Annotated in this window: 9 protein-coding genes and 1 pseudogene; 3 read left to right on the forward strand and 7 right to left on the reverse strand. The window is 68.6% G+C overall.

Annotated features, from left to right (window positions below; genetic code table 11):
- Nucleotides 1–181: transposase (locus ACYVJ0_RS13070; protein ID WP_460818270.1), on the forward strand; the 181-nt coding region annotated here is incomplete at its 5' end.
- A gap of 66 nt (nucleotides 182–247) precedes the next feature.
- On the opposite strand, the pseudogene ACYVJ0_RS13075 reads toward ACYVJ0_RS13070, so the two are convergent.
- Nucleotides 248–475: pseudogene (locus ACYVJ0_RS13075) on the reverse strand (transposase); the annotation flags it as partial.
- Between the two features lie 289 nt (nucleotides 476–764).
- Between ACYVJ0_RS13075 and ACYVJ0_RS13080 the strand changes: the two are divergent.
- Nucleotides 765–1,406 carry a Fic family protein gene (locus ACYVJ0_RS13080; RefSeq protein ID WP_460818272.1) on the forward strand — a complete coding sequence of 214 codons (642 nt, stop codon included), beginning with the start codon at nucleotides 765–767 and terminating at the stop codon, nucleotides 1,404–1,406.
- A 269-nt stretch (nucleotides 1,407–1,675) separates the two neighbouring features.
- On the opposite strand, the gene ACYVJ0_RS13085 is transcribed toward ACYVJ0_RS13080, so the two are convergent.
- The 5 genes from ACYVJ0_RS13085 to ACYVJ0_RS13105 form a co-directional block, all read right to left on the reverse strand.
- Nucleotides 1,676–3,460, reverse strand: coding sequence for a glycoside hydrolase family 2 protein (locus tag ACYVJ0_RS13085; protein ID WP_460818273.1), 1,785 nt, complete (start codon nucleotides 3,458–3,460; stop codon nucleotides 1,676–1,678).
- A gap of 42 nt (nucleotides 3,461–3,502) precedes the next feature.
- Nucleotides 3,503–5,629 carry a glycoside hydrolase family 2 protein gene (locus ACYVJ0_RS13090; protein WP_460818275.1) on the reverse strand — a complete coding sequence of 709 codons (2,127 nt, stop codon included), beginning with the start codon at nucleotides 5,627–5,629 and terminating at the stop codon, nucleotides 3,503–3,505.
- 3 nt (nucleotides 5,630–5,632) lie between these two features.
- On the reverse strand, nucleotides 5,633–6,553 hold the full coding sequence (locus tag ACYVJ0_RS13095) for a carbohydrate ABC transporter permease (protein WP_460818276.1): 921 nt from the start codon (nucleotides 6,551–6,553) through the stop codon (nucleotides 5,633–5,635).
- A 13-nt stretch (nucleotides 6,554–6,566) separates the two neighbouring features.
- Nucleotides 6,567–7,391: a carbohydrate ABC transporter permease gene (locus ACYVJ0_RS13100; RefSeq protein WP_460818278.1), complete on the reverse strand. Its 825-nt coding sequence runs from the start codon at nucleotides 7,389–7,391 to the stop codon at nucleotides 6,567–6,569.
- Nucleotides 7,392–7,483: 92 nt separating this feature from the next.
- Nucleotides 7,484–8,845, reverse strand: a complete 1,362-nt coding sequence (locus tag ACYVJ0_RS13105) for an ABC transporter substrate-binding protein (protein WP_460818279.1) — start codon at nucleotides 8,843–8,845, stop codon at nucleotides 7,484–7,486.
- A gap of 81 nt (nucleotides 8,846–8,926) precedes the next feature.
- On the opposite strand from ACYVJ0_RS13105, the gene ACYVJ0_RS13110 reads away from it, so the two are divergent.
- Complete coding sequence (locus tag ACYVJ0_RS13110; RefSeq protein ID WP_460818280.1) at nucleotides 8,927–9,940, forward strand: LacI family DNA-binding transcriptional regulator; 1,014 nt, start codon at nucleotides 8,927–8,929, stop codon at nucleotides 9,938–9,940.
- A gap of 75 nt (nucleotides 9,941–10,015) precedes the next feature.
- Here the strand turns inward: ACYVJ0_RS13110 and ACYVJ0_RS13115 are convergent, their stop codons facing one another.
- Complete coding sequence (locus tag ACYVJ0_RS13115) at nucleotides 10,016–11,533, reverse strand: HNH endonuclease signature motif containing protein (protein WP_460818282.1); 1,518 nt, start codon at nucleotides 11,531–11,533, stop codon at nucleotides 10,016–10,018.
- Nucleotides 11,534–12,082: the final 549 nt, after the last annotated feature.

Consider the following 12,082-nt stretch of genomic DNA (forward strand, 5'->3'; position numbering starts at 1 on the left):
AAGCAACGAGAACACCAACGGACTGCTACGCCAGTACCTGCCGAAGAGCACCGATCTGAGCATCGTCACCCGCGCTGAGCTGACCGCGATCCAGGACTCGCTCAACGGACGACCACGCAAAACGCTCGGCTATCTGACACCATCGGAGAAGTTCACAGAACTCGTTGCGACCACCGGTTGAATCCGCCATGTCTCGCTCCGTCTCGAGCTTGACCCGCTCCGCCTGCGAAGCCGCGAGTTCCGCCTCCAACCGTACGATCCGCGCCGCTTGCGACTCCGGCCGCCCAGCCGACGAGGACCGCCTCTGCGAGCCCGCCGTCGTGGTCCCGGAGCCCAGCCGCTCGACCCACTCCTTCAACGCATCGCGGGAGATCCCGAGATCGCCCGCGATGCCCTTCAGCGTCGCGCCCGGCGTCGATTCGAACAGGTCGACAGCCCGCCGCCGGAACTCGTCCGTGTAGTTCTTCCTTGCCATCCCTCGGATTCTCGCTTCCCCAGCATCGTGCTGGAATCAGCGTGTCCAAGATCAGGGGTCAAGTCCCGCGGCCCCACCAGGAGGGAGTCGGCACGATAGAATGAAGTCGATCCTGCTCTCCCGGAGGTGAGCATATGAAGCGCAAGGACGTCACTCGCGAGGCGCTTCATCGTGCCGCTCTGCGTTCCACGCGGGCGTCGGCAGCGTTGGAGAACAGGTCGGTGCCGGTCGGTGTCACTCGCTCTGAACGGGTCGAGCGCTTCCTCGCCGCGCGCAAGCAGCGCGTTTGATGGGTGTCGATCCCGGCTACGGCGAAACGCCGTGGGACCCGGAAGAAGCAGACGCTCTCACCCCACAGGCTCGTGAGATCCTCGGCGATGAGCCGAAGAAAATCGACCTCTACGAGGCCGAGCAGGCGATCAACGATGAGGTCAGCATCGCGTTGCTCGATGACATCGCCGACGGGCGACTCGTGCTCGCCGATATCCTCACGGACGCGTTCCTCCGTTACCTGCATCAGAAGCTCTACGGAGACCTGTGGACGTGGGCAGGCCGATACCGAAGGCGTGATCTCAACATCGGCGTCGAACCCGAGCACATCGCCGTCGAGTTCCGCGGATCGCTCGACAACATCCGGTACCGGTGGGAGCACACCGACGGCTGGACAGCACGCGAACTCGGCATCGCCGTGCATGCCGAGACCGTCCGCATCCACGGCTTCGTCGACGGGAACGGGCGAACGACGCGACTGCTCGCCGACCTGGTGTTCCTCGCCGCGCAAGACGCGGAGGCGATCGCAGAGACGTACGACTGGGACATCGACAAGCGCCGATACATCGCCTTGCTGCGCGAGTACGACCTCACCAGAGATCCGAAACCGCTCGCCGCGTTCGTGCCCGTCCAACGGCTCGATGACATCGAGAACCGGTGACCAGATTGGTGACCAGAAACCCTCCTGAGCGGCGCGAATCAGCCCGAACCACTGCGTAGCTGTCCGTAGCTCGCGGTAGACTCGACCCCATGAGATCCCTGAAATTACGGGGAACTCCACCGATTCGGGGCTTCGCCCAGACGTGCCAGGCGGCTCTCAGTTGTTCTTGGTTCGAGTCCAGGTACCCCAGCTTTGAGAAAACCCCCGCTCCGGCGGGGGTTTTCTTGTTCCCCGGGAGCGCTCGCGGGTTCGTAGGCCCGCCCGCCATGTCAGCCCGCGATGAAGCGGCGCAGCGTCTCGAGCGGAAGCTTCGGCGTGCGGTCGGCGTGGAGCAGTCCGTTCGCCTCCTGCAGCGTGTCGGTCAGCTGCGTATAGCAGAAGCCCGCGAGACGGCTGCTGGATCGCAGTGCTCGGAACAGATCGCCGACGAGGCGCTCGTAGTCCTCGGCGTTGTCGACGGTGGCGTATCCCCAGGTGTCGTCGGTGGCGTACGAGATGCCGCCGAACTCGCTCACCATGAGCGGCGCGTGCCCAGGCACGGCATCCGGGGCCAGGAGCAGGCGTCGGCCGTTCGGCGCCATCGTGCGGATGAGCTCGTCTGTTCGCGCGTCGTCTCCCCAGTTCGCCGCGAGCGAGTCTGCGTCGGTGGTGTAGTCGTGGACCGTGAGGATGTCGCTGTCGACGTGCTCCCAGCCGTCGTTGCTGATGACGGGACGATCCGGGTCGAGCGCGCGGGTCAGTGCGGTCAGCGCCGCGACGAACGACCGCTGCTGCGGCGAGTGGGCCAGATCCTGCACGCCCCAGCTCTCGTTGACCGGCACCCACGTGACGATCGACGGGTGCCCGCGATACTGCCTGACGATCTCGCTCCATTCGGCGGCCAGCGCCGCGGCTCCGCGGTCGCTGTAGGCGTACGGCGCGGCGGTCTCGCCCCAGACGAGCAGTCCCAGCCGGTCTGCCCAGTAGTGGAAGCGGGGATCCTCGGTCTTCTGGTGGATGCGCACGGCGTTGAAGCCGAGGTCTCGAATGAGCTCCACCTCGTCGCGGTACGCCGCGACGCTCGGCGCGGTGAGGTGGCTCTCGGGCCAATAGCCCTGCTCGAGGACGGAGCGCACGTAGTACGGGCGATCGTTCAGCAGGAACCGGCCGCGGTCGACACCGACCGTCCGCAGCCCGCAGTACGTCGCCGCCTCGTCGATCGACGTCCCGGCGGCCGTCACCAGCACGAGCGACACGTCGAGGAGCCGCGGATTCTCCGGGCTCCACAGGTACTTCTCTCGGTGCTGTGCGTTGCGCAGGGTCGGCAGATCGATCGTGCCGCGGACGAGATCGCCGGAGGCGGGAGCGGTCAGCTCGCCGAGGGTCTCGTCGCCGAACCGCAGCGAGATCCGCAGCGCGGTGCTCTCGAGCGGTGCCCGGTTCAGCTCGACGCTGAACTCGACGCGCCCGTGCACCGGGTCGTAGGTCCACGTCGAGCCGATGATGTGGGTGTCAGGGACCTCCTCGATCCAGACGCTCCGCCAGATCCCGCTGCTGCGCTCGTACCAGATGTCGTGCGGCCGCGGCATCCAATCCTGCTTGCCACGCGGGTACTCGCTCTGGGTGGGGTCGTCCTCGGCCCGGATGACGAGCGAGTGCGTCGCTCCCTCCCGCAGGGCATCGGTGATGTCGATCGTGAACGAGGTCTGGCCGCCGCGATGCGAACCGACGTGCGTCTCGTCGACCCACACCTCCGCGGTGTCGTCGACGGCGCCGACGTGCAGCAGCACGCGGCGGCCGGCACCGGGCGTCGCGGGGAACTCGCGGCGGTACCACACGACGGGGTGGAAGGCGGTGTCGCCGATGCCGGAGGCGGCCGACTCCGGAACGAACGGCACCACGATGTCGCGTTCGAACACGGCGGCAGCGGAGTCGGAGTGCCAGCGTTCCCGGCGGCCGGCGTCGGCGTCGTCATAGGCGAAGCGCCACGTGCCGTCGAGAGAGGTCCATTCCTCGCGCAGAAGGAGCGGACGCGGGTAGGTGCCGTCCTGTGCGGAGGCGCGCAGCGATGTCATCGGGAGGTGTCCGTCCTTTCGCGTGGTCGAGGGGCGTTCTGTTCACTCGTCGGGGAGCCCGGGCTGCTCCCAGCCGACGAACTCGCCGGCACGCGCACCGCGGCGATTCGGCGGCTCCACCTCGGCCGCGTCGATGAACGCCCGTGCGCGCACCGCCCCCGAGATGTCGACGAAGTACAGGCCCAGCCGCCCCGGTCCGGGATGTGCAGGTACGTGCACGGTCGTCTCGGGGGAGAGTCGGAACGGCTCCGCCGTCACGAGCGGGGAGCGCGCAGCCTCGGGGCGGGGCGCTGCGGGGAGCGGCCGGTTCGCCGCGATCCAGCACGCGTGCACGGTGCCCCGGATCGCATCTGCGCCGTGGTGGGAGATCGCCACGGCGAGGGGGAACGCGGCGTGGGGCGGTCGGATGTCCGCTCCCGCCGCGAGAGGGACGAGATCGATCACGAGCGTCGTCTCGGCGTTGATGTCGGCGGGATCAGCGCCGCCGATGTCCTTGCGGTGCCGGTGAGCGGTCAGGAGGCCGGCCATCTCGTGCTCGACGTCGGCGAGCTCGGTGTACACGTACCCGGCGATCTTGTCGTGACGGCGCAGCTCCTGCGTCTCCCAGCGCAGGTGCCAGCCGCGCTCCAAGCTGGTGAAGCCTTCGCCGTACTCGCTGTTCAGCAGGGGCAGTGACGGGTCCGCGAGTTCCGGGCGGGCCCAGAGATCCTTGTCGACGATGAAGTCGGGACCGAGGCGCACCGGGAAGCTCGTGCGCTCGCCGCCGGCGAGTCCGGCGACCGCATCGCGCCAGGTGCCGAGGTCGGGCTCGTAGTAGTGCCAGTCGGCGATGTCGGTCCTCACATGGGACCAGCCCGAGTTGTCGACGATGGGGCGCGAGTCGTCGAGCGCGCGGAGCGCCTCGTAGGCGTCCTTCGCCGCCGCGGCCCGGGCGGAGCTGCCCGGGATGTCCCAGTCGAGGCCCCATTCCTCGTTGTACAGCCCCCAGATGACGATGCTGGGATGGTTGCCGTCGCGCTCCACCATGGCCGGCAGCTGGGCGGCGAAGGACGCCGCGGCGGCGGGGGAGTATCGGCTCGGGCATGCAGGCTCGGCCCATACCAGCATCCCGCGCCGGTCGGCCTCGTGCAGCCAGAGCGGCTCCTCGAACTTCAGGTGCTTTCGGACGAGGTTGTACCCGAGGTTCGCGGCCAGGTCGAGGTCGTGAAGCAGCGCCTCGGCCGTCGGCGCCGTCGGACCGGTGTCGGGCCAGTAGCCCTGATCGAGCACTCCGCGCACGTACAGGCGCTCCCCGTTGAGGAACAGCGCTCCGTCTCTGGCCTCGATTCGCCGCAGGCCCGCGGTCACGACGACGGTGTCGGTCGTGCGCTCGGTCCTCGTGATCACCTGGAGGCGGTACAAGTGGGGCTGCGCGGGCGACCACGGCCGCGGTTCGCGCAGGTCCAGGCGCGCCGAGGCGCGACCGAGCGCGTCCGAGCGGACGGTGACCTCGTCGTCGGTTCCCAGCACGGTGACCGTGACGGTGGCGTGCCCCGGGGCGTCGCCCGCGACGCCGAGATCGATGTCGAACCCGTGCAGGCTGTCGCCGCGCACCGCCATACGAGAGGCGTACGTGCGACCTCGCCCCTCCAGCCAGACGCTCTGCCAGATGCCCGAAGTCGGCGTGAAGGACACGCCGTCGTAGTCGTCGCGGGGAATCGAGCGCTGCTTCCCATGCGGGATCGCGCGCTTGTCTGCCGGCGCGAACACCTCGACGCTGAGCGTCGCCTCCGCCCTGCCCGCGAGGGCGTCGGTGATGTCGATCTCGAACGACTCGTAGCCGCCGACGTGCTCGCCGACGAGCTGGTCGTCGATGCGGACGATCGCGCGGTGGTGGACGGCGCCGAAACACAGGATCAGCCGTGCGTCGCCCCATCCCTCCGGGACGGCGATGCGGCGGCGGTAGGTGCCATGCTCGAGCCACGCGCGCTTGACGCCGGAGGCGGCCGACTCCCAGGCGAACGGGACCGTGATCGTGTCCGGGGCGTCGTCGGCCTCGAACTGCCAGACGCCGTTGAGGGGAAGCCACCGCGCGGAGCGGTCCAGGTCGGGCCGCGGGTACTCCGCGCGCGGGATCGGGACGCTGGAGGGCGCCGGGAGAGCGGTCGCCCGCGGGGAGGTCAGTGTCATGGATCAGCCCTTTACGCTGCCGGCGAGGATGCCGTTGATGAAGTGCCGCTGCAGCACGATGAACAGGATGAGAAGCGGGATGAGCGCGACCGAGCTGGCCGCCAGGAGCTCGCCTGTCACGGTCGCGTAGTCGGCGCCCACACGGTTGCCGGTGATGTTCTGCGCGAGGGTGGACAGCACGACCTGGAGCGTGGCCATCCGATCGGTGCTGGCCGCGACGACGGGCCAGACGAAGTCGTTGTAGATGTTCATGATCGTCAGGACCGCGAGGCCGGCCAGGCCCGGACGGATGACAGGCAGGATGACGCGCCAGAAGATCCCGAACTCCGTGCAGCCGTCCACGCGGGCGGCGTCCAGCAGCTCATCGGGGACCGCGGCGATCACTTGGCGCATCCAGAAGATCGCGAAGGCGTCGATCGCCCCCGGCAGGATCAGCGCCTGGTAGGTGTTCACCCAGCCCAGCTCCTTCATCTCCAGCAGCAGCGGGATGATGAGCACGATCACGGGGAGCATGAGCGTGATCAGCACGGCGCCGAAGATGAGGTTCTTGCCGGGGAACCGGTACTTCGCGAACGCATATGCCGCGAGCGGCGCGAAGAAGAGGGTGATCCCGCCCTTGATCACCAGCACGATGCCCGTGTTCAGGAAGCCCTGCGCCAGCGGGACGTCATGGAACATCCGGACGAAGTTGTCGAGCGTGAACGTCGTCGGATCGAAGAGCAGCGGGTGGCGGATGATGTCGTTGGCGGGCTTGAACGCCGACAGGATCGCCCACACGACGGGCGCCAGGAACAGCACGAGCACGAGGATGAGGAATGCCTGCGCGAGGATCTGCTTGCCCAGGTCGCGAGGTCGCTGCCTCTCGCGGACGGCGACGGGCGAGGTCGGCGGAGGGGCAGGGGCGCCGGTGCGGGGCAGGGTCATGGTGGCGTGCATCTCAGTCCTTCGCCCTCAGCAGTCGCACGAACAGCAGCGACAGCGCCATCACGATGATCACGAGCAGGAACGAGTTCGCGGCTCCGGTGCCGAGGTCTGCCCGAGTGATGTTGTTGTAGAGGTAGTAGCCGGCGGTGGTCGTCGAGTTGTACGGGCCGCCCTGCGTGACCACGAACGGCTCCGCGAACATCTGGAAGACCGCGAGCGTCTGCAGCACGACGGCGAACATGATCGTGCGTCGCAGCAGCGGCACCGTGATGCTCCAGAGCTGACGCGGGGGCCGTGCCCCGTCGATCGAGGCCGCCTCGTAGAGCGAGGCGTCGATGGACTGCAGCCCTGACAGCAGGATGATCACGATGAAGCCTGTCGTCTTCCACAGGAACAGGAGCGCGAGGGTGGGCTTGGCCCATTCGCTCGTCGTCAGCCACCCGATCGGGGGCAGGCCGACGCTGCCGAGCACCGTGTTGACGGCGCCGTAGTTCTGATCGAAGATCACGACCCAGATCTGCGCGACGGCGACCAGCGGCGTCACGAACGGCACGATGTACGCGATCCGGTAGATGCCGCGCGCCCGGATCATCGCGGAGTTGAGGAGCACCGCGAGGAGGACCGAGACGACGATCTGGACGGGGACGATGAGCAGCCAGAGCGCCGCGGAGTTCCCGAGCGAACTCCAGAATCCTGGGCTGGTGAGCAGATACGTGTAGTTGCCCCACCCGACCCACTCCGCCGCGCCCGACCCGCGCCAGTTCGTGAAGCTGAGCCGGAGCGTGTAGACGAGGGGATAGACACTGAACGCCAGGAACAGCGCCACGAAGGGCAGCACGAACAGGTACGGCGCGCTGAGCCTGCGCCATCGCGCCGATGCGCGGCCCGGTCGTCTCGATGTGGAGGGGGGAGCGGGTGGGGCAACGGCGGTCATCGGCGGTCGACCAGGTTCGTCTGGATCTGCTCCGTCGACTGCGACAGGACCTCTTCGGGTGAGAGGTCGCCGTCCAGCATCCGCTGGAGGTTGGTGCCGAGGTAGTCGGCGGCTCCCGTCCACCAGGTGGGGATGGGCCCCGCCGCCGGGATGTTGCTGCCTGCCTCGGTTGCGACCGACCACAGGTCCTGCCCGCCGAGCGCCGATGACGGCTCGAACAGCGGAGCGTCCGGATCGGCTGCCGGCAGGTAGCTCGGGATCGAGGTCGTCAGACCCTCCGGGTAGAGGTCGTTCGGACCCCAGACCGCGGTGTAGCCGCGCTCGTCGAACATGAGGAACTCGTAGAACAGCCACGCGAGCTCCGAGTTCTCGCCCGCCTTGGGGAGCACGAACGAGGAGCCTCCCATGGCGCCGCTTCGGGCGCCGCCCTCGTCCCACGCGGGAAGCTGCATCGCGCGCCAGTCGCCCATGGTCTCGGTGAGAAGCTGCTGGGGTGCGAAGCTGAACCAGATCGACCACGGATAGAACACCTGGTTGCCGTTCTCCAGCTCGGCCACGTCCGTCGCGTCCAGGTACTCCGCGCGGGTGCCGAGGCCCTCCTGGCTCACAGTGTCGAGGAAGGTGAGGATCCGGTTGTATTCCGGGGAGTCCAGCCGCAGCTCGCCGTTCTCGTCGCCGAGCGACGTGTCGAGCTGGTTTGCGTACATCTCCAGCTGCAGCTGGCCGAGGAACGTCGACTGCTCCAGGTGGATCGGGCCGGCCTCGGGCTTGTACGCTTTGTAGGCGCGCGCGGCGTCGAGCAGATCGTCGTATGTCTCGATCGCCGCAGCGTCGACACCGGCGGCCTCGAGCGCCGTCGCGTTGTACCAGAGCAGTCCGGGATCCAGGTCGAACGGCACGCCGTAGAGGCCGTCCTGGCTCGTGTTCACCGTGAGCTTCTGCGGCGCGATGTCGTCCGCGTACGGCTCGAGCACGTCGCTGAGGTTCCAGAGGAAGTCGGTGTAGCTGGAGACCTTCGCGTCGTCGAGGAACACGCCATCGGGAACGTCCGTGCCGGTGATCAGCGTGTTCTGCAGCTTGGCGTCGATGTCCACGGCCTCGTGATGGACGGTGATGTCGGGATAGACCTCGTTGAATCGAGCGATGGCGCCCTCGAACACCTCGAAGAGATCACCGGAGCGATCCCAGATCGTGATCTCGCCGCTCGGGCTTTCCTCCGTGGGAGCCTGCAGCAGGTCGCTGTCCGTCGCGCTCGGTGACACGGTCTCCGGGCCGCAGCCGGTCAGGGCGAGCGTCGAGGCGGCTGCGACGGCGATCGCGGCGGCGCGTACCGCGTATCGGGTGTTGCGGTCGTTCATGGGGACACACTCCTTTGTGTTTGCCAACGTCTGCAAACATAGCGCCGAGTTTGCACACGTTGCAAGAACTATGCTGTCGGCATGCCAGTCACTCTCCGTGATGTCGCAGAGCACGCCGGTGTCGCGATCCGAACGGTGTCGAACGTGGTCAGCGGCTACGCCCACGTGAGCGACCAGATGCGCGAACGCGTCACGCGCGCGATCGAGGAGCTCGGCTACCGCCCCAATCCGGTGGCGCGGACGCTGCGAACCGGACGCAGCGGCGTGCTCGCGCTCGTCGTGCCCGAGATCGAGGTGCCGTTCTTCAGCGAGCTGGCCGCGGAGGTCATCACCGCCGCCTCTGATGAGGGCTTCCACGTCATCATCGAGCAGACCGGGAACGATCACGCCCGTGAACGCGAACTGCTCCTCGGGGAGGACCGCACCATGCTGGCGGACGGTCTGATCTTCAGCCCTCTGGTCACCCGCGAGGAACTGCTTGAGATGAAGCAGCCGCGCTCGACGCCCTTGGTCCTGCTGGGAGAGCACGAGTTCGACGGCCGCTTCGACCACGTCGCCATCGACAACCTGCGCGCCGCTCGCGATGCGGTCGCGCATCTCATCGCGCTCGGTCGGCGCCGGATCGCCGCAATCGGGGCGCAACCCGACGAGGAGTACGAGACTCCGCGGCAGCGAACGGCGGGCTATGTCCTCGCGCACGACGAAGCCGGCCTCGCCGTGGACCCGAGCCTGTTGCGCCCGTCTGCGCATTACAGCCGAGCAGACGGCTACGCCATCGCGACTCGACTCGTCGCCGGTCAGGGGCGCCCTGACGCGATCTTCTGCTACTCCGATCTGCTGGCGATCGGCGCCATGCGGGCAGTGTTCGATGCCGGGCTCCGTGTTCCGGAGGACATCGCGATCATCGGCATCGACGACATCGAAGAGGGGCGGTACGCGCGCCCCTCGCTCAGCACCGTCTCGCTCGATCTGCCCTTCATCGCCCGAGAGGCGATCGCCCGCATCACGGCCCGCATCGAAGCGCCCGATGCGGCACCCCAGCAGATCGTGGCGCGCCATGCGGTGATCGCTCGTGAGAGCACGGGGCGGGCATAAGCCCGGCCCGCCCCGTGCCTCTCACGGCATCGTGACCGGTCACCTGCTCCCGGCTCGAACCCTGCACGTGCAGGATCAGCCGGGTTCGGGGCGTCGTGTGGGGCCGCGTTGTCGTGTTCGTGCACGTGCCGGGGTGCGGGTGGTGCGGTGGGGTGGTCGTGTGGCCCGGTAGGTGCGGTGCCGGTCGATCCAGGCCGGGGCGCTGACTTCGGGGACGCCGTTTCTCATGCGGATGCGCCAGCCGGAGCGGTCGAGGTTGTGGTGGTGCCACCAGCACAGCAGGACCCCGTTGTCGGTGTGGGTGGGGCCGCCGTGGGAGTGCTCGGTGACGTGGTGGATCTCGCACCACCCGGCGGGGATGGAGCAGCCGGGGATGATGCACCCGCCGTCTCGGGCGGTGATCGCCCGGCGTTGGTGGGCGTTGAACACCCGTTCCGGGGTGCCGAGGCGGATGATCCGCCCTTCGGGGTTGAGGAACACCTTCTGGATGGCCCCGGTGCACGCGATCCGGTGCGCGACCGACACCGGCACCGGCACGTCGGCGCCCTCGAGGCGAGCGGTGCCGCCGTGTGTGAGCGCCTCATCCGTGACGGTGACGAGCAGCGTCGGTGCTGCACCTCCGAGCTTCGGCGCGTCGGAGTCCTTTGCCGCCGTGTGGATGACGGCGGTGAGCACGTCGTGACGCTTCTGCGCCGCTGTGCGGGGGTCGTGGACGATCTCATCCCCGGCCCACGGGTCGTCCGAGCCTCGGGACTCGGGATCCGCACCGAGACCGTCACCGAGCGACCCGGTGGGGGTGAAGTGGACGGCGGGGTTCAGGTACGCGTCGAACATCCGCTGCAACCCCGCGGCGGTCTCGGGCATCAGCTCACCCCGGATCGGGACCAGCCCATCCCGTGGGGTGCCGAGCGTGAGGGACCTGTTCCGGCAGGCGCGTTCCGCGTCGGGTTCGGCACCGTCCGGGTCCAACCGTGCCGCCCAGGCGTCGGCCTGGATCCGCAGCTGCGCGAACGTCACCGGCACCGGAGTCTCACCCTCGGGGAGGTCCTCGGCGGTGGGGCGGCCGGTGGCGGCGGCGACGAGCTGCTGCTCCGCCACGGCCACATGCTCGGCAGGGGCCGCACCGTGCCGCCGCACCCGGTGAAGGGTGTCCGTGATCACTCGGGCCGTCTCCACCCCCAGCACCCCGTTGCGGAGGGCCACCGCTACCACGGGGAACGCCGCCGGCAGCACCTCACCCAACAGCGACACCCTCGGGCGGGTGTGGGAGTCCAGACGGATCCGCTGGTTCACGGCCCCCGGCGACGCACCCGTGGCCCGTTCGAGCAGCTCCACCGCGGAACGGCACCCGAACCTCGCCGAGAGCCGGTCGTCCCCGGACCGGTCCGAGCGGGCATCGACCTCACCGGCCACCCGCACCCGGAGCGCATCCACCACACGACCCAGGTCCTCTGCCTCCCGGGCCAGGGCCACCAGGTCCGCGTCGGAGGCGTGCGCCACCCGGGACCGCAGGCCCGCCACCAGCGCCCGCGCGTCCGCGACCACGGCGCGTGCGTCGCGGTCACGGGACTCGAGCGGAGGAGTGGTTTCCATGACTCGAGACTAGAACAAACGTACGACACTCGCGGAAAGTTGTCCACAGGAGAGGAGAAGGGATTCAGCCGGTGGGCGAGGCTTGCGGTGGTCGCTTCATCTCCGGCCGCTCCGCGGCCTCCGTTCAGCAACCGATGGGGTGCGAGCGACTGGTCCGGCCGTGCCACGGAGCGTTGCGGTGGTCGCTTCATCTCCGCGGCCCCCGGCCGCTCCGTTCAGCAACCGATGGGGTGGGAGCGACTGGTCCGGCCGTGCCATGGAGCGTTGCAGCGGTCGCTTCATCTCCGCGCCTGCGGCGCTCCGTTCAGCAACCGATGGGGTGGGAAAATCGATCCTGCCGCCGCAGCGTTGCGGTGGTCGCTTCATCTCCGCGGCCTCCGGCCGCTTCGTTCAGCAACCAGTCGATGCCGCAGTGGCTCCACTCAAGCAAGCTCGCGGGGGTCAGCAGCCGGGGCCGGTGGGGTTCTCGTGGCAGGTGTACTTCACGAGGCCGGTGTGGGCGGTGACGGCCTGGATGGTGCGGGATGCGGGCGGCGAGGCGACGAGGCC

It is taken from the genome of Microbacterium petrolearium (genome assembly GCF_054782875.1).

Bases quoted from the DNA above. Each gene is read 5' to 3' on its own strand.
- ACYVJ0_RS13090 (WP_460818275.1), bottom strand. From the start codon at position 5,629: ATGACACTGACCTCCCCGCGGGCGACCGCTCTCCCGGCGCCCTCCAGC.
- ACYVJ0_RS13110 (WP_460818280.1), top strand. From the start codon at position 8,927: ATGCCAGTCACTCTCCGTGATGTCGCAGAGCACGCCGGTGTCGCGATC.
- ACYVJ0_RS13105 (WP_460818279.1), bottom strand. From the start codon at position 8,845: ATGAACGACCGCAACACCCGATACGCGGTACGCGCCGCCGCGATCGCC.
- ACYVJ0_RS13085 (WP_460818273.1), bottom strand. From the start codon at position 3,460: ATGACATCGCTGCGCGCCTCCGCACAGGACGGCACCTACCCGCGTCCG.
- ACYVJ0_RS13095 (WP_460818276.1), bottom strand. From the start codon at position 6,553: ATGACCCTGCCCCGCACCGGCGCCCCTGCCCCTCCGCCGACCTCGCCC.
- ACYVJ0_RS13115 (WP_460818282.1), bottom strand. From the start codon at position 11,533: ATGGAAACCACTCCTCCGCTCGAGTCCCGTGACCGCGACGCACGCGCC.
- ACYVJ0_RS13080 (WP_460818272.1), top strand. From the start codon at position 765: ATGGGTGTCGATCCCGGCTACGGCGAAACGCCGTGGGACCCGGAAGAA.